This is a genomic window from Dyella sp. PARNA 12/25 (assembly GCF_055702865.1).
This window is the reverse complement of sequence record NZ_JBVQCI010000002.1, coordinates 135,129-157,106: the sequence shown is the minus strand read 5'-3', so window position 1 is coordinate 157,106 and position 21,978 is coordinate 135,129. Positions and strand designations below refer to the sequence as shown.

At 62.2% G+C, this 21,978-nt stretch carries 25 protein-coding genes; 17 read left to right on the top strand and 8 right to left on the bottom strand.

Going from position 1 to position 21,978, the window contains the following annotated elements; all coding sequences use genetic code 11:
- From AC0GUR_RS05275 to AC0GUR_RS05260, 4 genes are all read right to left on the bottom strand, one after another.
- Entirely contained in the window at positions 1-1,203 is a 1,203-nt protein-coding gene (locus AC0GUR_RS05275) for an EmrA/EmrK family multidrug efflux transporter periplasmic adaptor subunit (RefSeq protein ID WP_472876424.1), read from the bottom strand.
- Positions 1,190-2,698 (bottom strand): efflux transporter outer membrane subunit, encoded by a 1,509-nt coding sequence (locus AC0GUR_RS05270; protein WP_472876423.1) that lies wholly within the window; start codon positions 2,696-2,698, stop codon positions 1,190-1,192. Before AC0GUR_RS05270 ends, AC0GUR_RS05275 begins: the two co-directional genes overlap by 14 nt.
- Positions 2,695-3,219: a MarR family winged helix-turn-helix transcriptional regulator gene (locus AC0GUR_RS05265; RefSeq protein WP_472876422.1), complete on the bottom strand. Its 525-nt coding sequence runs from the start codon at positions 3,217-3,219 to the stop codon at positions 2,695-2,697. The genes AC0GUR_RS05270 and AC0GUR_RS05265 overlap by 4 nt, the downstream gene beginning before the upstream one ends.
- A gap of 66 nt (positions 3,220-3,285) precedes the next feature.
- Entirely contained in the window at positions 3,286-4,053 is a 768-nt protein-coding gene (locus AC0GUR_RS05260; protein ID WP_472876421.1) for a TatD family hydrolase, read from the bottom strand.
- 140 nt (positions 4,054-4,193) lie between these two features.
- Here AC0GUR_RS05260 and AC0GUR_RS05255 point away from each other — a divergent pair, with 140 nt between their 5' ends.
- Positions 4,194-4,778, top strand: coding sequence for a glycine zipper 2TM domain-containing protein (locus AC0GUR_RS05255; protein WP_472876420.1), 585 nt, complete (start codon positions 4,194-4,196; stop codon positions 4,776-4,778).
- 146 nt (positions 4,779-4,924) lie between these two features.
- On the top strand, positions 4,925-5,242 hold the full coding sequence (locus AC0GUR_RS05250) for a glycine zipper 2TM domain-containing protein (RefSeq protein WP_472876419.1): 318 nt from the start codon (positions 4,925-4,927) through the stop codon (positions 5,240-5,242).
- Positions 5,243-5,313: 71 nt separating this feature from the next.
- On the opposite strand, the gene AC0GUR_RS05245 is transcribed toward AC0GUR_RS05250, so the two are convergent.
- Both AC0GUR_RS05245 and ygfZ read right to left on the bottom strand, forming a co-directional pair.
- Entirely contained in the window at positions 5,314-5,748 is a 435-nt protein-coding gene (locus AC0GUR_RS05245) for a cell wall hydrolase (protein ID WP_472876418.1), read from the bottom strand.
- Positions 5,749-6,197: 449 nt separating this feature from the next.
- Positions 6,198-6,995: a CAF17-like 4Fe-4S cluster assembly/insertion protein YgfZ gene (gene ygfZ / locus AC0GUR_RS05240; protein WP_472876417.1), complete on the bottom strand. Its 798-nt coding sequence runs from the start codon at positions 6,993-6,995 to the stop codon at positions 6,198-6,200.
- A gap of 128 nt (positions 6,996-7,123) precedes the next feature.
- Here ygfZ and AC0GUR_RS05235 point away from each other — a divergent pair, with 128 nt between their 5' ends.
- The 14 genes from AC0GUR_RS05235 (at position 7,124) to lpxK (ending at position 20,082) form a co-directional block, all read left to right on the top strand.
- Positions 7,124-7,291, top strand: coding sequence for a DUF1674 domain-containing protein (locus AC0GUR_RS05235; RefSeq protein WP_472876416.1), 168 nt, complete (start codon positions 7,124-7,126; stop codon positions 7,289-7,291).
- 86 nt (positions 7,292-7,377) lie between these two features.
- On the top strand, positions 7,378-7,773 hold the full coding sequence (gene sdhC, locus AC0GUR_RS05230; protein WP_472876415.1) for a succinate dehydrogenase, cytochrome b556 subunit: 396 nt from the start codon (positions 7,378-7,380) through the stop codon (positions 7,771-7,773).
- Positions 7,770-8,183, top strand: a complete 414-nt coding sequence (gene sdhD, locus AC0GUR_RS05225) for a succinate dehydrogenase, hydrophobic membrane anchor protein (protein WP_472876414.1) — start codon at positions 7,770-7,772, stop codon at positions 8,181-8,183. The genes sdhC and sdhD overlap by 4 nt, the downstream gene beginning before the upstream one ends.
- 4 nt (positions 8,184-8,187) lie before the next feature.
- Entirely contained in the window at positions 8,188-9,975 is a 1,788-nt protein-coding gene (gene sdhA, locus AC0GUR_RS05220) for a succinate dehydrogenase flavoprotein subunit (protein ID WP_472876413.1), read from the top strand.
- Positions 9,976-9,996: 21 nt separating this feature from the next.
- On the top strand, positions 9,997-10,779 hold the full coding sequence (locus AC0GUR_RS05215; RefSeq protein WP_114823391.1) for a succinate dehydrogenase iron-sulfur subunit: 783 nt from the start codon (positions 9,997-9,999) through the stop codon (positions 10,777-10,779).
- A gap of 157 nt (positions 10,780-10,936) precedes the next feature.
- The gene (locus tag AC0GUR_RS05210; RefSeq protein ID WP_201315260.1) at positions 10,937-11,185 is read left to right on the top strand and encodes an FAD assembly factor SdhE; all 249 of its coding nucleotides are present in this window, start codon (positions 10,937-10,939) and stop codon (positions 11,183-11,185) included.
- Positions 11,157-11,627, top strand: coding sequence for a protein YgfX (locus tag AC0GUR_RS05205; protein ID WP_472876412.1), 471 nt, complete (start codon positions 11,157-11,159; stop codon positions 11,625-11,627). The genes AC0GUR_RS05210 and AC0GUR_RS05205 overlap by 29 nt, the downstream gene beginning before the upstream one ends.
- Before the next feature lie 69 nt (positions 11,628-11,696).
- A complete protein-coding gene (locus AC0GUR_RS05200; RefSeq protein WP_472876411.1) occupies positions 11,697-12,944 on the top strand; it encodes a lipoprotein-releasing ABC transporter permease subunit in 1,248 nt (415 codons plus the stop codon).
- Positions 12,937-13,647, top strand: a complete 711-nt coding sequence (gene lolD / locus AC0GUR_RS05195; protein WP_472876410.1) for a lipoprotein-releasing ABC transporter ATP-binding protein LolD — start codon at positions 12,937-12,939, stop codon at positions 13,645-13,647. The genes AC0GUR_RS05200 and lolD overlap by 8 nt, the downstream gene beginning before the upstream one ends.
- 110 nt (positions 13,648-13,757) lie before the next feature.
- Positions 13,758-16,061: a DNA internalization-related competence protein ComEC/Rec2 gene (locus AC0GUR_RS05190; RefSeq protein ID WP_472876409.1), complete on the top strand. Its 2,304-nt coding sequence runs from the start codon at positions 13,758-13,760 to the stop codon at positions 16,059-16,061.
- A gap of 143 nt (positions 16,062-16,204) precedes the next feature.
- Complete coding sequence (locus AC0GUR_RS05185; RefSeq protein ID WP_472876408.1) at positions 16,205-16,870, top strand: MotA/TolQ/ExbB proton channel family protein; 666 nt, start codon at positions 16,205-16,207, stop codon at positions 16,868-16,870.
- Positions 16,871-16,873: 3 nt separating this feature from the next.
- A complete protein-coding gene (locus AC0GUR_RS05180; protein WP_472876407.1) occupies positions 16,874-17,305 on the top strand; it encodes an ExbD/TolR family protein in 432 nt (143 codons plus the stop codon).
- On the top strand, positions 17,302-19,080 hold the full coding sequence (gene msbA, locus AC0GUR_RS05175; RefSeq protein WP_472876406.1) for a lipid A export permease/ATP-binding protein MsbA: 1,779 nt from the start codon (positions 17,302-17,304) through the stop codon (positions 19,078-19,080). Before AC0GUR_RS05180 ends, msbA begins: the two co-directional genes overlap by 4 nt.
- 9 nt (positions 19,081-19,089) lie before the next feature.
- Positions 19,090-20,082, top strand: a complete 993-nt coding sequence (gene lpxK, locus AC0GUR_RS05170; protein WP_472876405.1) for a tetraacyldisaccharide 4'-kinase — start codon at positions 19,090-19,092, stop codon at positions 20,080-20,082.
- A gap of 56 nt (positions 20,083-20,138) precedes the next feature.
- Here the strand turns inward: lpxK and AC0GUR_RS05165 are convergent, their stop codons facing one another.
- Entirely contained in the window at positions 20,139-20,612 is a 474-nt protein-coding gene (locus tag AC0GUR_RS05165; RefSeq protein ID WP_472876404.1) for a glycine zipper 2TM domain-containing protein, read from the bottom strand.
- Between the two features lie 175 nt (positions 20,613-20,787).
- Here AC0GUR_RS05165 and AC0GUR_RS05160 point away from each other — a divergent pair, with 175 nt between their 5' ends.
- Complete coding sequence (locus tag AC0GUR_RS05160) at positions 20,788-21,180, top strand: DUF6165 family protein (RefSeq protein ID WP_472876403.1); 393 nt, start codon at positions 20,788-20,790, stop codon at positions 21,178-21,180.
- 253 nt (positions 21,181-21,433) lie between these two features.
- Here the strand turns inward: AC0GUR_RS05160 and tssJ are convergent, their stop codons facing one another.
- Complete coding sequence (gene tssJ / locus AC0GUR_RS05155; RefSeq protein WP_472876402.1) at positions 21,434-21,916, bottom strand: type VI secretion system lipoprotein TssJ; 483 nt, start codon at positions 21,914-21,916, stop codon at positions 21,434-21,436.
- Positions 21,917-21,978 lie beyond the last annotated feature (62 nt).

Below are 21,978 nucleotides of genomic sequence, written 5' to 3'. Positions count from 1 at the left end.
TTAGTTCGCGCTGCGCTTGCTCAGATTGGCCTGAATGATCTTTTCGGCTTCCACATCGGCCTTGGCAGACATTTGCTCATAGACGTCCGTTTGCGCGATGGGCTTACCGCTGCCGGGGGCCGCATTCATCGCGCCCTTGTCGCTTGAGATATCGACCGTGACTTCGGTCGACAGGCCGACGCGCAGTGGATGCTGATCCAGCTCCTTGTCATCGAGCGAGATGCGCACGGGCACGCGCTGCACCACCTTGATCCAGTTGCCGGTGGCGTTCTGCGCGGGCAGCAGGGAGAACACGCTACCGGTGCCGGCGCCAAGGCCGATCACCTTGCCGTGATATTCGACGCCGCTGCCGTACACATCCGCCACCACCTTGGTCGGTTGGCCGACGCGGATATGACGCAACTGGTTTTCCTTGAAGTTGGCGTCCACCCAGAGATCGTGCAGCGGCACCACGGTCATCAGCTGCTGGCCCGTCTGCACGCTGTTGCCAAGCTGCACACTGCGCTGAGCCACGTAGCCGGTGACCGGGGCATAGATGTAGTTGCGTTGCGCCGCGATCCAGGCGGCGTGGAAGTTGGCACGGGCCTGTTGCACCGCCGGGTTGTTGGCGATCTGCGTGCCTTCGATAGCGGCGCGCGTGGCGGCTGCTTGCGCTACGGCGGCGTCCAGCGAGGCCTGTGCCTGATCGACGCTGTCCCGCAGATGTTGCACCGTCTCCGTTGCTTCCGCCTGTTCGGCGATCAGCGGCTGGCGACGGGCAAGATCGGCCTGAGCTTTCTTCAGGTCGACCCTGGCCTTCGCGACCTGGGCGTCGGCACTGGTGGCCGAGTCGGTCTGCTGGCGCACCTGGCGCACCGTCTGCGCGAGCTGGCTGCTGGCCTGCTGCAGGCGCACGTCGGCATCCGTGCTGTCGAGTTTCACCAGCACTTGGCCGGCTTCGACGCGCTGCGTGTCGTCAGCGAGGATGGATACCACGATGCCAGGCACCTGGGCCGAAATCGCGACCTGATTGCCGCCCACATAAGCGTTGTCAGTTGTCTCTCGGGTGGATAACACAAACAGCCACAGCAACACCCACAACCCACCGGCAGCAACGAACAGCAGGGCTACGGTGAGCAGTGCGCGGCGGCGCTTGGCAGGATCCTTCGCGGCCAGGCCGCTGTCGTTGTCGCTCTGGGTGACGGCGGAATCAGTGGCGCTCATGGGCAGCGTCTCCGGAAAGGTTTGCAGGGGAAGTGGAAGAGGGTGTGCTGGAGACCTGATCGGGCGCGCTGGCGCGATAACCGCCGCCCAAGGCCTTGATCAGCGAAACATCGGTGGACAGCGCTTGCGCATGCAGGCTGACATCGTCGTCTTGCTGCTGCAGCAGTTGCGACCTGGCGCCAAGTGTTTCGCGAATGTCGCTGACGCCGCGCTTCACGCGCGACTGGGTGTTGTCGAGCAGTTGCTGATTGGCGGCAATCTCGCGCGCTTGTTCCTTGCGCCGGCCTTCCAGTTGCTGAGCGGTAAGACTCTGCGTGGCGACATCGCGCGCGGCACTGAGTACCGTGCTGTTGTACTGCGCGACGGCCGTGTCGAGTTGCGCCTTGCTCACGCCGTAATTCGCCTCCAGCAGGCCGCCCGTGAAGATCGGCAAGTGCAGGGCAGGGGTGAGCGCAAACACGCGGCTACCGGCGTTGAACAGCTTGTCGAGATCGATACTGGACAAGCCCGCCATGGCGCTGATGCTGATATCGGGATAGAACTCGGCGCGCGCTACATCCGTCTGGCGCAATGCCGATTCGACCTGCCAGCGGCTGGCAGCGATATCCGGCCGGCGCGCCATCAAATCGACGCCCACGTTGTCCGGCAGGCCACTGTTGACGGCCGGCAGGGCGCGCGGCTGCAGCGGTGGCAGTTGAGCCGGCGAGACACCCAGCAGGCTGGCGAGGGCCGCCTGGCGGATGCGGGCGGAACTCTCCAGCGTCACCAGCATCTGGCGCGTGGCCGCCAGCTGGGCCTGTGCCGACTGCACGGTGTCCGGACGATCCACACCCTGGCGCACGCGAAGTTCGGCGATGCGCAGCAGTTGTTCCTGCGTCTGCACGGCCTGTTTTGCGATGTCGATGCGCGCCTCATCGGCCAGCCAGCCGAAGTAGGTGTCAGCCACAGTGCTCTGAATGGCGAGCGCAGCGGCGCTTTGCTGCGCCTCGGCGGCGTGGGCCTGATCGACCGCGGACTCGATGGTGTTGCGCTTCTTGCCCCACCAGTCGAAGTCGTACTGCGCCTGCACACCGATGTCTCCCTGGTTGTACCAGGTGAAGCCGAGGAACTTCGGCGGAATCAGCCCGGTTTCGCTGAGGCGTTGACGCGCCACCTGCGCACTGCCGTTGACGCTGAGGCCGGCTTGTGCGGTGGCTGCGCGAATCGATTGCTCGGCCGAGTCGACACGCGAACGCGCCTCGACCAGATCGGGCGAACCTTGCATCGCCATGTCGATCAGCTGATCCAGCTGTGGATCGTTGTACTGGCGCCACCACTCCGCATCCGGCCAGCCGGCGCGCGTAGTGGTCTGCAGTCCTGCCAGCGGCACATCATCGCGAATGGCGGGATGGCCCAGCTTGGCGGGAATCGAACAACCGGCCACGGCCAACGCCACCGCGCAGGCGAGTGCCGCGCGTTGGGCCATTCCGTGGCGAATCGGGACACGTGAAGTCATGGACTGGGGTCCGAGAGATGGAGTGAATCGATGTCGAGAAGCACCCGGCGCAGCAGACGCTCCAGCGTGCGCTTGTCGCCGGCATTCAGCGATGCAAAGGAGCCGAGTACTTTCGGGAATAGGGGCGGAAGAATCTTTCGCACCAGGCGCTTGCCTGCCGCCGTGATGGTGAGAACGATACGTCGACGGTCTTCCGCGCTTGGCGCGCGGGTGACGAGTCCAGCCTTCACCAGCACATTGCCGATACGCGTCATGTTGGTTGCGCCTTGTTGCGCGAAATCGCACAGCTCGCTGGGCGAGGCGCCTTCCGGCGAGCTGTAGAGAATCATCAGCGTGCGGAAGTCACTGTCGTTGAGGCCGTACGGCTTCAAGTCGCGCTCCAGCTCGGTGAGCATGGTGACGCCAGTGAGCAGCAGAAGGCGGGTGAGCCGCACTTCCTGCTGAGGAACGTCCGGCAGCATCTCGCCCACGCGAGCGATACCGGCATCCATGTGATCCAGACATTCTTTAAGGCTGCTCATTTCATCAGAGAATAGTTCGCTGGTGAACTATTAGGCTAACACCGCCTTTGTGGCACCCACAAGTCTCTAGGCAAACTGAAACAGGTTCTTCGCGTTCTGAGTGGTGGCTGCCGCCACAGATGTTTCGCTTTCGTGACGCAGCTGTGCAATCACTTGCAGCACTTCATCGAGATGAGCTGGCTCATTGCGCTGCCCGCGATGACAGGCGCCGGGTTGGTCGGGCGCATCCGTTTCCAGCAGCAGCCGATCAAGGGGCATGCTGGCCACAATGGCGCGGAGTCGTTGAGCCCGTTCGTAGGTCACCGGGCCGCCGATGCCGATGTGGAAGCCCATGTCCCACAGCCGTTGCGCCTGTTGCAGGCTGCCCGAGAAACTGTGTACGACGCCGCGCAATCCGCCCATGCGCTTCATGGTGGAGGTGACTTCATCCATGGCGCGACGCGCGTGCACAATCACGGGAAGGTCGAAGTCGCGCGCAATGCGCAACTGGCGTTGGAAATACTCGCGCTGGCGCTGCGGGTCGATTTCGGGCAGAAAGAAATCCAGGCCGATCTCGCCCACGGCCACCGCGTGATGCGTTTGAAGCTGGGCCACCAGCGCGTCGAGGTGGCCGGGCTGGTGCTGGTCCAGATAGATCGGATGCAGCCCATAGGCGGGGTGGGCTTGCGGGTAGCTTGCGCAAAGGGTAGTGATGCGCGCCCATGAGGTCTGGTCGATGGCCGGCACCACGATATGGCGGACGCCGGCATCGCTAGCACGCTGAAACATGGCCTGTCGATCGGCTGAGAAGCTCTCATCGTCGATATGCGCATGGCTGTCGGTGAGTTCGAGCACAGTTTCAGGCGTCCTGAGTTTGAAAAAATGGGCGGTCTCGATCTAAGCAAACATTCAGTGACCTAGAGGTTCAATGTTTATGCTGGGATCGAATTCGAGCAGGAGCGGGGGCGCTCCGCCGGTCCAGACAGGAGAGCATTATGAACAGGTTGGTTGTTTCGGCGCTGCACGTCGGTTTTGCCGGTGTATTGGTGTTTGGTCTTTCGGCGTGCAATCGGGACGCGAATGCTGACGGTGGCGTGGGTGCCATGGCGCAGCAGGAAGGCGGTTCTAACGGAGCCAAGTACGCACGTGTGGTCCGTGTGACCCCGGTGCGTGAGGCTGCCGGCGCGCCGCAGCAGGTGTGCCATGACGAGGTGGTCACCACGCACAAGCCGGTGCAGGACACGCACCAGATCGCCGGTACCGCCATCGGTGCGGTCGCAGGTGGCCTGTTGGGTAACCAGATCGGCGGCGGCAAGGGTCGCACGCTCGCCACCGTGGCGGGTGCGGTGGGCGGCGGTTATGCCGGTCACGAAATCCAGAAGAATCACCAAGAGAACGCCACGCAGCAGAGCACGCAGCGACGCTGTAATACCGTGGCTGGCAGCTCGGGAGACCGGGTGGTGGCGTATGACGTGACTTACGAGTACAACGGTGTAACCCGCACTGTACGAATGGATCACGATCCGGGCGACAGGCTGCAGGTACAGGAAGGTGTGGTAGCCGTCTCTGACGCTCACTGAGGATTCACGCCATGCAGACACTGCTTAGACATTTGGTTGTCTTAGGACTTGTAACCGCTGTAGCGCTTCTTTCGGGATGTGAAACACCGCCGCAACGTCAGGTGACCTATAGCGGTGCTTCCAATCGTTGTGAGCAGTGTGGCGTGGTGAGTGACATTCGTCAGATCGAGACGCAGAAGGGTTCGTCCCCGCTGGGCATGGTCATCGGTGGTATCGCCGGTGGTGTGATTGGCAACCAGTTCGGCGGTGGTACCGGTAAGACCCTCACGACGGTTGCTGGTGCGGTGGCTGGTGGTGCCATCGGCAACCAGGTTGGCAAGAACAACAGCAGCCCGGATGTGGCGTGGCAGGTGACGGTCAAGCTTGATGATGGTCGTTACGCCACCGTGACGCAGGCAGCCGATCCGCAGGTTCGCCCTGGCGACTATGTGCAGATCCGCAATAACCTGGTTTATCGCCTCTGATAAATAGGCGTATAGACGTCCAAATGAAAAGGCCCTCTCGCGAGGGCCTTTTTTATGACTTATTGCTGTGCTTAGTTGCTTACAGCATAGAACGCGTGATCGCCAATGGTCTTGACGCGCTTGGTCGACCAGGCGGGCGATGATGCAAGCGTTGCGAAATGATCTGCCTGCGGCACGTACACCGTGCGCTCTCCGGTTGGCAGGCTCCAGTTGCTGATCGAGTCGCCAGCAATCTTCCAGGCCTTGGTCCAGGAGTTGAGGTCGGTCACTTCAAAACTGCTTGCAGTTGTCGTTAGTGCAAACTGACGCGGTGAGGTGACAACCTCACAAACGCTATCGCCCCAGGTGCCGCGATCGCGACGACGAAGAGCAACCTCGGCCACGGCGTATTGACCGATGGTCGACTCACTGCGTGCCTCGAGATACACCGTCGTGGCCAGGCAGGTCTGGTCCGCGAGGGGTTGGGGTAGCACGGACGCCAGCCACAACAGCATGGAAAGTTTCATAATCTGCCTCCAACGTGCTGTACGCGACGAGGTCGTTACTGCTGACTTCGGTGCGCCGTTGCGGTGGACGGGCGGGCAGGCCGTTCCACCTGGATTAAACGCCTGCACCGAAACTTGTGGTCAGGCGGTTCGCCACGGGATTGTGGCCAGTCGAGCAGCGGTCCGGCGCTACTCAGATTGTGTTGTGCTGCAAAGCGATGCTCGGGTACTAAAGACCACGTTGCCTGCAACTGCATCCGCGCTTATGGCGGCATGTACTCCGACATTTCTGTCGGGTCGCGCTGATCCGGACCCTTCCGGTTCGTCGCGTAATATTGGCACCTCGGGCGGTGGGTGCCATTCGATTTGGTTGGCGGAGCCTAGTGGCCGGTTCCGCTTCTGGCAAGTGCCTTTGTTCACGTCACGCTCACATTGATACTTCTGAGCGTGGTGATTTGCGACATTGTTTCTTACGCCGACCAGCTGTGTACAACTCGCAGTGTGATGTCTTCGTCGATATGTATGGACGTCTGGTTTTCCGGCAGATGGACGACATCATCATCGACGACGGCAAGTGCCATGCTGTCGTGTTCATCGGTGACTGCATCGAGCAACTGGCCAATGATCTTGCCGTTCTGGCGCAGGACGGTGCCCCCGGCGAGCGATGGCGACAATACGACGCAGTGCATATGCCGCTTGAGGCCGCCGCGATAGTGCAGGCGTGCCACCATTTCCTGGCCCGGGTAGCAACCTTTGTCGAATGCGACTGCCTGCAATCGCTCCAGGGAAATGGCCTGTGGCAGCAATTCGCCGATGGCGTCGGTTGGAAGCCATGGCCAGCCTTCGCGTAGCTGCATCGACCGCCAGTGATCGTCATGCGCACTGCCTATGACGAGGCTGTGTGTGCCGCACCCGTAGACGTAGGTATCGCCTTCACGACGGAAGGTGTAGGTGTCGAGTGCAGATCCGGTGCCGAGAGTGCGAGCGGGCAGTGTGGACAGTTTGAGCTTGGCGCGAAACACGAAACGCTGCAGCGACTGTGCCAGCGACGCAGCTTCGCCGCCGCGCAGCAGCAACAGAAAAGCATCGTCCGCGATACGCGCCAGATGAAACAGGGCGCACACTCTGCCCTGAGCGTCGAGCCAGGCGCTAAACTGCCATTGCCCGACAGATAATGCCTTGACGTTGCTGCTGAATTGGCCTTGCGCAAACGTCAGGGCGTCGGCGCCTTCGATGAGCAGCGTTTCTGCGGAGTAGTCAGTGGTCATAGGCGAACGAGCTTGGGGGCGGGCCGGCAGTTGCACAAGTGTGGAGGCCCCACTGGCCGACGATCGCCCGGCTGTCAAGGTTGTGCTGAATTTACGCAAGTATTACGCTTTTACAGCTTTCACATACCATGTCCGATACGTCCTCCCAACCTAAGTCCTCGCCGGCATCCGTTCCCTCGGAGCAAGCGACCGTGCCTGCCGTTCCGGCAACGGAAAAGACCCCGGTGGAGCGGCCGGCCCCAGATCCCACCCGCTACGGCGATTGGGAAAAGAACGGGCGCTGTATCGACTTCTGATCCGCCGCGCCGGCTCATTGCGCCGGTGTGACGGAGATAGGGAAGGGCGGTAAAGGGCATCAGCGATTCCACCCAGGATAGCCGCCATGGCAGATACGCAACGACCTCTCTCCCCACACATGGGCATATATAAGTGGCAAGTGCAGATGGTGAGCTCCATCGTGCATCGCGCTACCGGCATCGCCCTTTCCGTAGGAACCCTGCTGGTGCTGTGGGGGGTGTTCTCCCTCGCCAATGGCGAAGACAGCTATAACCAGTTCAAGACCTGCATCGGCAGCCCGATCGGCCGCGTACTGATGTTCGGCTGGACGTGGGCGCTCTTCTATCACCTGTGCAACGGCATCCGTCACCTGCTCCAGGACGGCGGCATGGGCTACGCCATTCCGCAATTCGTGCGTTCCAGCTGGCTCTCGATCATCGTCAGCATCCTGCTGACCATCATCGTGTGGGCCTATGTGCTGACGTCGGGAGGTGCGGCATGAGTGCGAACGGTCAGCAGCACGACGTGCGCAACCTGATGCGCAATCCCCTCAAGCGCGCCCGCGGCCTCGGCTCGGCGCAATCCGGTGTCGGCCATTGGTGGACTCAGCGAGTCACCGCCACGGCGCTGGTGTTTCTTGGCCTGTGGTTCGTGGTAACCGTGCTCGGCTTGCTGCATGCCGACTACGCGACCGCGCGGGCGATCGTTGCCAAGCCGTGGAACGCGGTGCTGCTGGTGGCGTTCGTGCTCACGGTGTGCTGGCACGCGGTGCTGGGCCTGCAGATCGTGATCGAAGACTACGTGCATACGCGCTGGAAGGAAGTTGCCCTCCTGGTGCTGGTGAAGTTCATTGCAGTGCTCGGCACGCTGGCCACATTGATGGCCGTGCTGCACGTGGCGCTGGGAGCCTGATTCCATGGAAAGCTACAAGATCCAACAGCATAAGTACGACGTGATTGTGGTCGGCGCCGGTGGCGCGGGCCTGCGCGCCACCTTCGGCCTGGCCGAGAAGGGCCTCAAGGCCGCGTGCATCACCAAGGTGTTCCCGACGCGTTCGCACACCGTGGCGGCGCAGGGCGGTATCTCCGCCGCGCTCGGCAACATGGGCGAAGACGATTGGCGCTTCCACTTCTACGACACGATCAAGGGTTCCGACTGGCTCGGCGACCAGGATGCGATCGAGTACATGTGCCGTGAGGCGATTCCCGCCATCATCGAGCTGGAGCACTACGGCGTGCCGTTCTCGCGTACCGAGGAAGGCAAGATCTACCAGCGTCCGTTCGGTGGCATGACCACGCACTACGGCAAAGGCACCGCGCAGCGCACCTGCGCAGCGGCCGACCGTACCGGCCACGCCATTCTGCACACGCTGTACCAGCAGGCGCTGGCGCATGACGCCACATTCTTTATCGAGTACTTCGCCATCGACCTCATCTTCGACGAAGAGGGTGTGTGCCGCGGCGTGCTCGCGCTGGACATGAACGAGGGTACGCTGCACTTCTTCCGCGGACATTCGGTGGTGCTTGCTACCGGTGGTTACGGCCGTGCCTACTTCAGCGCCACCTCGGCGCATACCTGCACCGGCGACGGTGGCGGCATGGTGCTGCGCGCGGGCCTTGCGCTGCAGGACATGGAGTTCGTGCAGTTCCACCCGACCGGCATCTACGGTTCGGGCTGCCTGATCACCGAAGGCGTGCGTGGCGAGGGCGGTTACCTCACCAACTCCAACGGCGAGCGTTTCATGGAGCGCTATGCGCCGAACGCCAAGGATCTCGCTTCGCGTGACGTGGTCAGCCGCGCCATGACGATGGAAATCCGCGAAGGCCGTGGCGTGGGCGAGCACAAGGACCACATCCACATCAACCTGATGCACCTTGGCGCGAACGTGATTCACGAACGCCTGCCGGGCATTGCCGAGTCGGCGCGCATCTTCGCTGGCGTGGACGTGACCAAGGAGCCGATCCCGGTCATCCCGACCGTGCACTACAACATGGGCGGCATCCCCACCAACTATCACGGCGAAGTGGTGCAGAAGCGCGGCGACAATGTCGACGCCGTCGTGCCGGGCCTGTTCGCCATCGGCGAAGCGGCTTGCGTGTCGGTGCATGGCGCCAACCGCCTGGGCTCGAACTCGCTGCTCGATTTGGTGGTGTTTGGTCGCGCCGTGTCGCACCGTTGCGCCGAAATCATCAAACCGGAAACGCCGCACAAGGATCTGCCGGCCAGCGTGCTGGACAAGGCACTGGAACGCTTCGACGGTCTGCGTAATGCCAAGGGCAGCCTGCCGACCGCGAAGATCCGCGCCGAAATGCAGCGCACCATGCAGTCGGATGCGGCCGTGTTCCGTACCGGCGAGTCGCTCAAGGAAGGCTGCGAGAAGATCTCCATGGTCCGCGAGTCGTTCAAGGACGTCGGCGTCAGCGATCGCTCGCTGGTGTGGAACTCCGACCTGATCGAGACGTTGGAACTGGCGAACTTGCTGGACCAGGCCGTGGCCACTATGTACTCGGCCGAGCAGCGTCACGAGAGCCGCGGCGCTCACGCCCGCGAGGACTTCCCGGATCGTGACGACGCCACCTGGCAGAAGCACACCATGGTGTCCGTCGACGAGACGGGCAAGGCCAGCTTCGACTTCCGTCCGGTGCACATGTACACCATGACGAACGACGTCGAAGTCGTGCCGCCCAAGAAGCGCACTTACTGATACCCGGACTGGAGAGCCACTGTGGCAGAGTTTTCGCTACCCAAGAATTCCAAGGTCCAGCCGGGCAAGCACTTTCCGGCCAAGGACGCGAAGAAGCCGCGGACGTTCCGCATCTATCGCTGGTCGCCGGACGACGGTCAGAACCCGCGCATCGATACGTACGAAGTCGATATGGCTTCGTGCGGCCCGATGGTTCTGGACGCCCTGCTGAAGATCAAGAACGAAATCGATTCGACGCTCACGCTGCGCCGTTCGTGCCGTGAAGGCATTTGCGGTTCGTGCGCGATGAACATCGATGGCACCAATACGCTGGCCTGTACCAAGGCCATCGAAGACTGCGCCTCGGGCGACGTGAAGATCTATCCGCTGCCGCACATGCCGGTGGTGAAGGATCTGGTGCCCGACCTGACGCACTTCTACGCGCAGTTCGCCTCGATCAAGCCCTGGCTGCGTACGCAGAGCCCGGCGCCGGCCGACAAGGAGCGCCTGCAGTCGCCGGAAGACCGCAAGAAGCTTGATGGTCTTTACGAGTGTATCCTGTGCGCGTGCTGCTCGACCAGCTGCCCGAGCTATTGGTGGAATGGCGACCGTTACCTCGGTCCTGCCATTCTGCTGCAGGCTTACCGCTGGATCGTGGACAGTCGCGATGAGGACACCGGTGCTCGCCTGGACGATCTGGAAGATCCGTTCAAGCTGTATCGCTGCCACACCATCATGAACTGCGCGCGCACTTGCCCGAAGGGTCTGAACCCGGCCAAGGCGATTGCGGAGATCAAGAAGCTGATCGTCGAGCGTCGCGCGTAAGCGATGCACCTTGTTCCCTCTCCCCTGCGGGGAGAGGGTTAGGGTGAGGGGTGGGTGCTCGCGAAAGAGTTGCCACTTGCCAGACCGCGGCAATATTGACCCCTCACCTCAGTCCTCTCCCCGGAGGGGAGAGGAAGCAGGTAGAAGGCATTCCGCAATGGACGAAGCCCGCATCAAACGCCTCCGCTGGCGCACCCGCCGCGGCACCCGTGAACTGGACGCCCTGTTTGGCGGCTGGCTGGACGAACGTTTCGCCGGCGCGGACGAAGCCCAGCGCCAGGCATTCGATGAATTGCTGGACGTGCAGGACCCGGACCTGTGGGACTGGGTGATGGGGCACGCCAAGGCGACCCGCCCGGACTGGCAGGCCATCATCGATGACATCCGCGCCCGCCATCGGCTTTGAATATCGCCCCTCGAATGGGTTAGGCCGTCTGCTTTGGACGGTGTCGGTCCTCGCCATGCTGGCGATCTGGCTCAGTGGGCTCCACGGGTCGTTGAGGTTATCGCTGACCCTGGTGCTCGTAGCTGCAACGTGGCGCACGATCAAGCGTGTGGCCCGTTCGCCAGTAACAGCCGCAGGCTGGAGCCGGGACGGTGGCTGGAGCCTGCGTCTGGCCGGCGACGACGATGTGGCGGCCACGCTGCAGGCTTCTCGTGCATTCGGGGCTTCGGTCGTCTGGCTAAGGCTCCAGACGCCAGGTCGTGGCGGCTTGTCGCTGTTGCTGGCACCCGATAACAGCGACGCGGATATCCGCCGCCGTCTACGCATGCGCCTGGCGTTGCCTGCGCCGGCAGGCCTGCAAGTAGCGGGCACTCTTCCCGAAAAACGTGGTCCTACGGTTTAGCCGCGTATCAGGCGATAATCGGCAATCTTCGGGCGGCCAGCCCTTTCGACCTCACTAAGCGACCGCCCTATGTTTCGACCGCTAGAGCTTTTCATCGGCCTGCGCTACACGCGTGCCAAGCGTCGCAATCAGTTCATCTCGTTTATTTCCACCGTTTCCATCGTGTGCATCGCCATCAGCGTGACCGCGCTGATCACGGTGATGTCGGTGATGAACGGCTTCGGCGACGAGCTGCGCACGCGAGTCCTGGGTGCCATCTCGCATGCCACCGTCTCAGGCATGCCGGGGCAGGCGGTCGTGGATTGGCCTCGCGCCGTGAAGATTGCCGAGGCCAACCAGCACGTGAAGGGTGCTGCGCCTTATGTGGAAAGTGAGGCCTTTCTGCAGGCTCGTCGCTCCACCGGTGGCCTGTTGCGCGGCATCGAACCCGACCAGGAACCCAGGGTGTCGGACCTCGACCAGCACATGGTCGAAGGCAAACTCACCGACCTGACGCCGGGTAGCTGGAATGTCGTACTGGGCCGCGAGCTAGCGATGCAATTGGGCGTGACGGTGGGTGACAAGGTCATTGTCGCCGTGCCTTCGTTCCAGTCCTCGCCGATCACCGGCAGCGTGCCCGCCTTGCGCACCTTCACCGTGTCCGGTGTGTTCGAAATGGGCATGCAGGAGTTTGATTCCGGCCTGGCACTGGTCAACATGACCGATGCCCAACGGCTCAATCGCCTGGGTGGCCCGACCGGCATCCGCCTGAAACTCGACGACATGTTCAATGCGCGGGAAGTCGCTCGTGAACTGGCGGACCAACTGGGGCAGGTCTATCGCGTGGAAACCTGGATGGACAGTCACGCCAACTTCTTCTCTGCCATTTCGATGGAGAAGAAGGTGATGTTCATCATTCTCTCCCTGATCATCCTGGTGGCGGTGATCAACCTCATTTCGATGTTGATGATGCTGGTGACGGACAAGCAGGCCGACATCGCCATCCTGCGTACACTGGGTTCGACGCCACGCAGCATCATGGGCATGTTCATGGTGCAAGGTGTGCTGGTCGGTTTCGTCGGCATGGGCTTCGGCGTCGCGCTGGGCTCACTGTTGTCGTGGAAGTTGCCGGGCATCGTGAAGTGGATCGAACACGTCACGGGTGTGACTTTCCTGTCGCCGGACGTCTATTACATCAGCGAACTGCCGAGCAAACTCGACGGCGGCGACGTGGCCTGGGTGGCGCTCATCACCTTCCTGTTCTCGCTGTTGGCCACCCTTTATCCCGCCTGGCGTGCGTCGCGCACCCAGCCTGCGCAGGCGCTGCGTTATGAATAAGCCGATGAACACCCATAGCGGCGTGGTGATGCGCGCCAGTCATATTGCCAAGACCTACGAAGAAGGTGATCTGAAGACCGACGTGCTGTCCGACGTCAGTTTTACGTTGAACCGTGGCGAGACACTTGCCATCGTGGGCGCGTCGGGCTCAGGCAAGAGCACCTTGCTGCACATTCTTGGCGGCCTGGACACGCTGACGCGTGGCGAAGTGGAAGTGGAAGGGCAAAACCTGTCCAGCCTTTCCGATGCGGATCGCGGTCGCGTGCGCAATCGGTCGATGGGTTTTATCTACCAGTTTCATCACCTGCTGCCCGAATTCACCGCTTTGGAAAACGTGTGTATGCCGCTGCTGATTCGCGGCGTCGCCATTGCCGAAGCGGAGAAGCAGGCGGCGGATCTGCTGGGTCGCGTCGGTTTGGGCAAGCGAGTGGATCACAAGCCGTCCGAACTCTCTGGTGGTGAGCGTCAGCGTTGTGCGGTGGCGCGAGCCCTGGTGACGCGACCGGCGGTGGTGCTGGGTGACGAGCCGACCGGCAACCTGGACGAAGGCAATGCAGCACACGTGTATGAGCTGATGCTGGAACTCAATCGGGAGATCGGCACCAGCTTCATCCTGGTTACGCACGACAACCGACTTGCCGCGCGTATGGATCGCACGCTCGAACTGCACAACGGCGTGCTGATCGAAAAGGTTCACGCCTGATCACGCTGGCCGCCGCAAGGCGGCCTTTTTGATCCTATCCCTACACGTATTTCGGCCTCGCCACTGATGCCTGGGCACTAACCTGTCCTTCTCCACTCGCAAGGGGATGGATGGTGCGTAAGGATGGGGCGCTCGTGCCCGGCGTCATGCTGTTGCTTGGCGTACTCGCGGTGCAATGGTTGGTCGTACTCCCGCCGCGCTGGTCATGCGTGGCGTTGTCGTTGGTGGCGTTAGCCTTGATCTGGCGAGGTGGTTCCTGGCGCGCACTCGCATGGTGCCTTCTCGGCGCAGCCTGGGCTTGCTGGCGTGGCAGCATAGGCATGGATGCGCGCTTGCCTCGCGACTTGGAAGGGCAGGATGTGCGTGTCGTTGGACAGGTGGTGAGTTTGCCCCTGGTCCGCGACGATGCCACGGGTTTTCTGCTTTCCGTAGAGCAGGCGACATTGAACGGATTGCCGCTCGAGTTGAACGGGCGAGTGCGTGTGAGCTGGTACAACGATGCGCCTGACGTAGCACCTTGCAGCCGATGGTCTGTGACCCTGCGTCTGAGGCGCCCGCGTGGACTGGTCAATCCCGGCGGCAGCGACAGCGAACGCAGCGCGCTTGAGCGCCACATCGTTGCCGTGGGCTACGTACGCAACGACACATCGAATGCGCTGCTTTCGCACCCGGGCTTTTGTATTGATCGGGTGCGCGATGCGATCAGTCGCGGCATTGCGGCGCGCGTTTCCGACGAGCATGACGTGGCGCTGCTGCGCGCGTTCTCGGTCGGCGATATCCGAGGACTGAGCCAGCATGACTGGGAAGTAGCGCGCGCCAATGGCATCCCTCACCTCATCGCCATCTCCGGGTTTCATGTCGGCGTGGCCGCGCTATTCGGCGTTTGGCTGGCGCGCTTGCTTTACGCCCTGTGGCCGGGCTTGGGCTTGCGTCTACCAAGACCACAGATGCTGGCGGCCATGGCCATGTTGGCGTCGGGTACCTACAGCGCATTGGCTGGTTTCGGACTTCCAACGGTGCGCACGCTGTTGATGATCACGGTGGTGGCGTGTGCACGCTGCTGCCGCCGCCAACCAACCGGACCGCAATCGCTGGCGCTTGCCTTGGTGTCGGTGTTGCTGGTTGATCCTTTGAGTGTGCTTACGGCGGGTTTCTGGTTGTCGTTTATCGGTGTGGCGTTTCTCATGCTTTGCATGACCGAGCGAAGCCGGGGTTTTCGGGGCTTCCTGCATGAGCTGTCGGCGGGGCAGATGGTGATGACGCTCTCACTGATGCCGTTGACCATGTGGTTCTTCGGTGAGTCGTCGCTGGTGGGGGCGCTGTCCAACCTCATCGCGGTGCCGTTTGTGAGCTTCGTGATCGTGCCCGTCACCTTGGTGGGCATGATCATGCTCGGGATGTATCCGCCGCTGGCTGGGCCGGTGTTCCAGTTGGCGGGATGGTTGTCCCACGCGCAGTGGTGGTTGCTGGAGCACATGGCTACCTGGCCAGGTGCGCACTGGTATTTGCCGGAGATCACCTGGTGGGCGCTGTTGTTGGCCACGCTCGGGGCGTTGTGGCTGTTCATGCCGCGTGGCATGCCAATGCGGTGGATGGCAGGGCTGTTGTTCTTGCCGCTGCTGTGGCCCCAGCGCGATATACCCGTGCAAGGCGGCTTTCAGCTGTGGATGCTCGATGTGGGTCAGGGTTTGTCGATACTTGTGCGCACCCAGCATCACGCGTTGCTCTATGACGCCGGGGCGCGATATCCCTCCGAGTTCGACCTGGGCGAGGCTGTCGTGCTTCCTTCCATGCATGCATTGGGTATCCATCGCCTTGATGTGCTGATCGCCAGCCACGCCGACAACGATCACGCCGGTGGTATCCCTGCGGTGGCTGCCGCGTATCCCGGCGCCGAACGGTATTCCGGCGAACCGGAGCGGATGCCGATTGCCATGAAGCCCTGCATGGCGGGCCAGTCGTGGTCCTGGGATGGCGTGACCGTGCATGTGCTGCCGCCCTCCAGCGAGGCGGTCGGGCCGGCCAACGACCGGTCCTGTGTGCTTTTGATTGAAGGGAAGGGCGGCCGGGCTTTGCTGACGGGCGATATCACCACTAAGGCCGAACCCGCCGTGGCCGAGGCGGTTCCGCCGGGGCCACCCTTGGTGCTGTCGGTGCCACACCACGGCAGCAAGACATCGTCGGGTGCGCCCTTTATTTCTACCCTGCAGCCGCAGTTGGCGCTGGTCTCGTCCGGTTGGCGTAATCGCTTCCACCACCCGAATCCACGGGTGATGGAGCGTTATGACGAGGCTGGGGTCCCCTGGCTCAATACTGCAGTGACGGGAGGGCTCCAGGTGGACTTCCCGCCAGACGGGCCGCCCAGCGTGGCGGCCAAGTGGCGCCAGCGCGAGGCCCGCTATTGGCGCGAATGAGTTGCCGGGCCCGGGCGTGCATAAAAATGAACGGGCGGGGTGGCATCCCGGGCTTTTCGCAACTGCCACGGGTGCCGCGGAACGATCCGGCGAGACTGTTATGATGCGCCCTTCCTAAACGATCGAAGTGGCGCGGAGTCGTTGTGCTGGAAATCCTGATGGCTGGTGGCTGGGCGATGCTGCCCATCCTGATCTGTTCGGCGGTCGCGCTGGCGATCGTGCTGGAGCGTTGCTGGACCCTGCGCCGTCGCTCGGTGCTCCCGCCCGGTCTGGGCGAGGAAGTGCGCAACTGGGCTCGCTCCGGCCAGCTGGATCCCAATCACCTTGCGACGCTGGCAAGCGGCTCCCCGCTGGGCGAGTTGCTGGCCTCGGCGGTTGCGGTGCGCAATCGCCCGCGTGAGCTGATCAAGGAACGCATCGAGGACACCGGTCGCCACGTGGTGCATCGCATGGAGCGTTATCTCAATACGCTCGGCACCATCGCGCTCATTGGCCCGCTGCTCGGCCTGCTGGGTACCGTGATCGGCCTGATCCGCATGTTCATGGAAGTGATGCGCGGTGGCGTGGGCGACCCCATGAAGATGGCGGGTGGTATCGGCGAGGCGCTGATCTGCACCGCCACCGGCCTTATCGTGGCGATTCCGGCCTATGTGCTGCACCGCTACTTCCGTTCCAAGGTGGCTGGCTACTGCGTTGAGATGGAGAAGCAGGCCACCGAGCTGCTCGACGAACTGACCGTGAATCAGCCGACACCCGCCCCGCGCACCCGCGCGCCGCGTGCCACTACCACCGAGTCGAGCGCGAGCTGACGCATGCGTATCGGTAACGACCGTCGGCAGGACGATTTCGAGATCAACGTGATCTCGCTGATCGACGTGCTGCTGACCTTGCTGATGTTTTTCGTGCTCACCACTACCTTCATCCAGCATTCCCGGATGCAGGTAACCCTGCCCAAAGCCAGCGCGGAAGAGCGCGACATGCAGGCCCCCGCGATCACCGTCGTGGTGGATCGCGATGGCCATTTCTACGTGGGCAGCGATGAAGTGATGGGCGAGGGCATCGATCCGCTCAAGCAGGCCATCGCCAACGCGGCCGGCGACGACCGCGAACGTCAGGTCACCATTCGCGCCGATGCCATGACGCCACACCAGAATGTAGTGATCGCCATGGATGCGTTGGGCCAGCTCGGCTTCACCAAGCTTTCCATTGCCACCACGCCCAGTCAGGAAGAAAAGGGGCAATGAGCGAAGGCAAGCAGAAGGTCGCGCTTTGGGACGCAAAAAGCCGACAGGTTTATAAGCGGTTGCTTGGTTACTCGGCCCGTTATTGGCCAATCATCCTGATTGCCATCATCGGCTTTGCCGTGGACGGCGGCGCGCTGGCCATCTTCACCAACGCGCTGCAGCCGATCATGGATACGCTGCTGCAGCAGAAGGATCCGTACCTGATCCGCTGGATGCCCTGGTGGATCATCGGCATCTTCGCGGTTCGTGGTGTCGCCATCCTGATCAGCAACTACGGCATGGGTTACGTGGCGCGCAACGTGGTGCAATCCATGCAGCGCGACGTGTTCGGCGCCTACCTGCGCTTGCCTGCGTCGTTCTTCGGCAGCGAGCATTCGGGCCATCAAGTCTCGCGAATCACGTATACCAGCGAGCAGGTCGCGAGTGCGTCCACCGATGCGCTGAAAGTAGCGGTGACCGAGAGCATCACCGTCATCAGCATGATCGTGGTCATGCTACGCAACAGCGTGTACCTCACCATGGCCCTGCTGGTCCTGGTGCCTGCCATCGTGCTCATCGCCTCGGCGGTGAGCCGTCGCTATCGCGTAGTCAGCAAGCGCATCCAGGGCATGATGGGCTCGGTCACCGGCACGGTCGACGAGATGATCAAGGCCAACCGTGAGGTGCGCATCTACGGCGGGCAGAAGCAGGCCGATGATCGCTTCAAGCAGGTCTCCGACCGCGCGCGCTATCTCAACATGAAGATCATCGCCACCAGCGCCATCTCCGGCTCGTCGATCCAGACGGTGGCCTCGCTGGCACTGGCAGGCATGGTGTTCCTGGCCTCGCGGCCGTCGCAGATCGACAATATTTCCCCGGGCGTGTTCATCGCCGTGCTGACCGCCATGGGCGGCATGCTGTCGTCGCTCAAGCGACTGACCAATGTGCAGTCCAATATGCAGACGGGCATCTCGGCGGCAGAGAACCTTTTTGCCGTCATGGATCTGCCGCCGGAGGTGGACCACGGCACCAAGGTGCTCGAACGTACCAAGGGCGACCTGCGTTTCGACAAGGTGGGCCTGGTCTATCCGCTGGGTGAGTTCGAGGCGTTGAACGCCGTCGACCTGCATTGCCCGCCAGGTTCGGTGACCGCATTGGTCGGGCGCTCGGGCAGCGGCAAAAGCAGCCTTGTCAGTTTGTTGCCGCGCTTCAACGAACCCTCCAGCGGGCGCATCCTGCTCGATGGCGAAGACTACGAGAGCTATACGCTGGCATCGCTGCGTCACCAGATCGCGTGGGTCGGCCAGAACGTGGTGCTGTTCGATGGCACGGTGGCGGAGAACATCGCTTACGGCGAACTGGCCGGCGCCAGCGAGCAGGACATCATCGCTGCTGCCGAGGCGGCGCATGCAATGGAGTTCATCGTCAAGTTGCCCGAGGGCATCCAGAGCCAGATCGGCGAGGGCGGCAACCGGCTTTCCGGTGGTCAGCGCCAGCGCATCGCCATTGCGCGCGCCATCCTCAAGAACGCGCCGATCCTGGTGCTGGACGAAGCCACCAGTGCGCTCGATACTGAATCCGAACGCCTGATCCAGCAAGCGCTGCATCACCTGATGCGCGATCGCACGACGCTGGTGATCGCCCATCGCTTGTCCACCATCGAGCATGCCGACCAGATCGCGGTGATGGATCAGGGACGCATCGTCGAGCGTGGCACGCATAGTGAGTTGCTGGCGCTGGAAGGGCAGTACGCCGCCTTGCATCGCATGCAGTTCCACCATCAGAGCGACGACTGAGGAAGCGCCATGGCCCTGGCCGACCGCCTTGAATCGGCCTGGTATGGCGTTGGCCGTGCCCCTTGGTGGACCGGGCCGCTGGCCGCCCTGTACGGTGCGTTGACCAGCCTGCGGCGCGGCTTGTATCGGATTGGCGTGCTGCGCAGCACGCGCCTTTCCGTGCCGGTGGTGGTCATCGGCAACCTAAGTGTTGGTGGTACCGGCAAGACGCCTGTAACTATCGCGGTCGCAGAAGCGCTGCGCCGCCGTGGATACAAGCCCGGGATCGTAAGTCGTGGCTATGGTGGTACTCAGAGAACACCCATGCTTTTGGGTAGCTCTCCTGACCCTGCTGTCGTTGGCGATGAGCCCTGCCTGATCAAGGCCAGTGGTGTCGCAGTAGCTGTGGGGCGCGAGCGTTCCGCGGCGGCCAGGCTTCTCATCGATGCCGGTTGCGATGTCGTCATCGCCGACGATGGATTGCAGCACTACGCCCTCGCGCGGGATGTGGAAATCTGCGTGATCGACGGCGTGCGTCGCTTCGGCAACAGCCGTTTGTTACCGGCAGGTCCGCTGCGCGAACCGTTATCGCGGTTGCAGCGGGTGGACTTCCGTATCTGCAACGGAGGTGTGCTCGGTCCTGGTGACGTGCCGATGCAATTGCAGGGCGGTTCCGTGCGGGCGCTGGCCGACGGTCATATCAAGCCGCTGACAGATTTTGCGGGTCAAGTCGTACACGCCGTAGCGGCGATCGGCAACCCGCTACGCTTCTTTGCCAGCCTGCGCTCACAAGGGTTGCAGGTGATCGAGCATGCATTTCCCGATCATCACGCCTTCGTAGCCAGCGATCTGACCTTTGCCGACTGCCACCCGGTACTGATGACCGAAAAGGATGCGGTGAAATGCACGGGCTTCGCCCAACCACATTGGTGGGCAGTGCCGGTACGGGCTGTGCTACCGCCTGCTTTTTTCGATGACCTTGAAGCCCGTGTGCGAAAAGCCCGGGTGCCGAAGGGCTCTTAGGCACAAGAAAGCCGACCCTCGCGGGTCGGCTTAGGTGTTGCGGCTACGGCGTTCGCTTACTGGATGCGCGTGATGGCACCATTCTGGTCGACCTGCACCAGGTCACCCACGCGGATCGCACTCGCGTCCGGCACGGTCACGCTGGCGTAGTTGCCGTTGCCCATCTTGATGCGAACAGTGGAGCTCTGCTGGGGCGCGCCGCTGTTGGCGCCGATGCGGTTACCCGCATAGCCGCCGCCCACGGCGCCGGCGATGGTGGCCAGCGTGTTGCCCTTGCCCTTGCCAACCTGATTGCCGAGCACGCCACCGGCGATACCGCCGATGATGGTGCCAGCCATGCTGTGGTCGTTGCCCTGGGTGATGTTCTGGCCGATCGATTCCACCGTGCCGCACTGGTCGCAACGCACGAAGATTCCGTCGTTACGGATCAATACGTTACTGTTGCCGCGCGTCGTTTGCGCCTGGGCGGCAAACGAGCTGACGGCGAGCAGGGCAGCCAGGGGTAGAACAAAAATACGCGAGTGAAGCATTGACTCTCTCCATGGGGTCGGTTGCGCGACAAGTCTAATCCTGAAGGCTGAACCACAGGACAAGGCAGTTGAGGTGATACTTATCCAGCGTTGCCTTAATTATGATGTGCGTTCTGGGGCCCCGATGTCGTGACAACCTCGTCATGTCGCGCCGGTCCCATCCTCTGGAGTCCTCATGAGCCTGGTCCAAGTCCCTGTTTCCTACGGTGAGCTGATCGACAAGATCACCATTCTCGAAATCAAGTCCAAGCAGATCTCCGACCCGTCCAAGCTGGCCAATGTGCGCACCGAGCTGGATCTGCTCAATACCACCTGGGCGGCACATCCGGCTTCGAAGACGGACATCTCCGCCGAACGCGCCCGCCTGCTGGCGGTGAATGAAGCGCTGTGGGATATCGAAGACCGTATTCGCCTCAAGGAGAAGGCGCAGGCGTTCGATGCCGAGTTCATTGAACTGGCACGTGCCGTGTACTTCCAGAACGACGACCGTGCAGCAGTGAAGCGCGAGATCAACCTAAAGCTGGGTTCGCAGCTGGTGGAAGAGAAGTCGTACCAGCCGTATACCTGATCTTCCGGTTGCCAACAGTCCTCGTGGGGGGCGAACTGGCTCCGGAGTCGCCTTTGGGCATGTCAGCGATGATCCCAGAGACCTGGTGAAAACCTCAGCGGAAACTACCGCGCACTGACATGTCGCAGGGCAGGGGCCTGGTTGGCGGTACCAGATGGCGCAGGTTGATCTACGTTTGCGCGGATGCCATGCACGGTGATGTGGGAAACGGTCGATGGGGGGCTGGATAGCCGAAATCTGGGTTGCGCGCGACCTATCGGGTGGAGCGCTGTCTGGGCACATCCCGAAATAGCCGTTGGGCAGGGTCGATCACGACCCTGACAGGATCGGTGGCTGCCCACTGTTTCCTTTGGATCAACAGCTTGGTGGGCTTGCCATCGCCGTCAGGCCGCCAGGCTACGATGCCCACTACCTGAGTGCGTTCCTGCATGGGCGACCGGAGACTCTCACTGGCGCCTGTCGCCAGTACGACGTTGTCCGAATCCAGCAAGTCAGGTTGCAACGTCGTCAGATCGTTGGACATCCATTGCGCTTCGGTCAGCGCTTCAAACCCATGTGCTGACGTCAGCTGGTAAATCCGCACGATGGTTGTGCCTGTGTTGCCCGCCGCCTGATCGACGATGTCCAGATTCATGGTCGGGATTGGCGTGGTGAAAACACGTTTTGCCGCTTCCACCGTTCTGTCATGAATCGCCTGCGTTGCACCGCAGGCGGTGGTGCCCAGCACGACGATCATGACGATGCTAGTGCGAACGACGCATAGCGATAACATGGGTGTTCCTTGGCGTTGGCCGATTA

Coding starts and splice junctions, on each gene's coding strand:
- sdhD (WP_472876414.1), top strand. CDS start 7,770: ATGAGTGCGAACGGTCAGCAGCACGACGTGCGCAACCTGATGCGCAAT.
- AC0GUR_RS05235 (WP_472876416.1), top strand. CDS start 7,124: ATGTCCGATACGTCCTCCCAACCTAAGTCCTCGCCGGCATCCGTTCCC.
- AC0GUR_RS05245 (WP_472876418.1), bottom strand. CDS start 5,748: ATGAAACTTTCCATGCTGTTGTGGCTGGCGTCCGTGCTACCCCAACCC.
- tssJ (WP_472876402.1), bottom strand. CDS start 21,916: ATGATCGTCGTGCTGGGCACCACCGCCTGCGGTGCAACGCAGGCGATT.
- AC0GUR_RS05210 (WP_201315260.1), top strand. CDS start 10,937: ATGGACGAAGCCCGCATCAAACGCCTCCGCTGGCGCACCCGCCGCGGC.
- sdhA (WP_472876413.1), top strand. CDS start 8,188: ATGGAAAGCTACAAGATCCAACAGCATAAGTACGACGTGATTGTGGTC.
- AC0GUR_RS05205 (WP_472876412.1), top strand. CDS start 11,157: ATGACATCCGCGCCCGCCATCGGCTTTGAATATCGCCCCTCGAATGGG.
- AC0GUR_RS05165 (WP_472876404.1), bottom strand. CDS start 20,612: ATGCTTCACTCGCGTATTTTTGTTCTACCCCTGGCTGCCCTGCTCGCC.
- AC0GUR_RS05160 (WP_472876403.1), top strand. CDS start 20,788: ATGAGCCTGGTCCAAGTCCCTGTTTCCTACGGTGAGCTGATCGACAAG.
- ygfZ (WP_472876417.1), bottom strand. CDS start 6,995: ATGACCACTGACTACTCCGCAGAAACGCTGCTCATCGAAGGCGCCGAC.
- lolD (WP_472876410.1), top strand. CDS start 12,937: ATGAATAAGCCGATGAACACCCATAGCGGCGTGGTGATGCGCGCCAGT.
- AC0GUR_RS05255 (WP_472876420.1), top strand. CDS start 4,194: ATGAACAGGTTGGTTGTTTCGGCGCTGCACGTCGGTTTTGCCGGTGTA.
- AC0GUR_RS05180 (WP_472876407.1), top strand. CDS start 16,874: ATGCGTATCGGTAACGACCGTCGGCAGGACGATTTCGAGATCAACGTG.
- AC0GUR_RS05275 (WP_472876424.1), bottom strand. CDS start 1,203: ATGAGCGCCACTGATTCCGCCGTCACCCAGAGCGACAACGACAGCGGC.
- lpxK (WP_472876405.1), top strand. CDS start 19,090: ATGGCCCTGGCCGACCGCCTTGAATCGGCCTGGTATGGCGTTGGCCGT.
- AC0GUR_RS05200 (WP_472876411.1), top strand. CDS start 11,697: ATGTTTCGACCGCTAGAGCTTTTCATCGGCCTGCGCTACACGCGTGCC.
- sdhC (WP_472876415.1), top strand. CDS start 7,378: ATGGCAGATACGCAACGACCTCTCTCCCCACACATGGGCATATATAAG.
- AC0GUR_RS05270 (WP_472876423.1), bottom strand. CDS start 2,698: ATGACTTCACGTGTCCCGATTCGCCACGGAATGGCCCAACGCGCGGCA.
- AC0GUR_RS05265 (WP_472876422.1), bottom strand. CDS start 3,219: ATGAGCAGCCTTAAAGAATGTCTGGATCACATGGATGCCGGTATCGCT.
- AC0GUR_RS05190 (WP_472876409.1), top strand. CDS start 13,758: ATGGTGCGTAAGGATGGGGCGCTCGTGCCCGGCGTCATGCTGTTGCTT.
- msbA (WP_472876406.1), top strand. CDS start 17,302: ATGAGCGAAGGCAAGCAGAAGGTCGCGCTTTGGGACGCAAAAAGCCGA.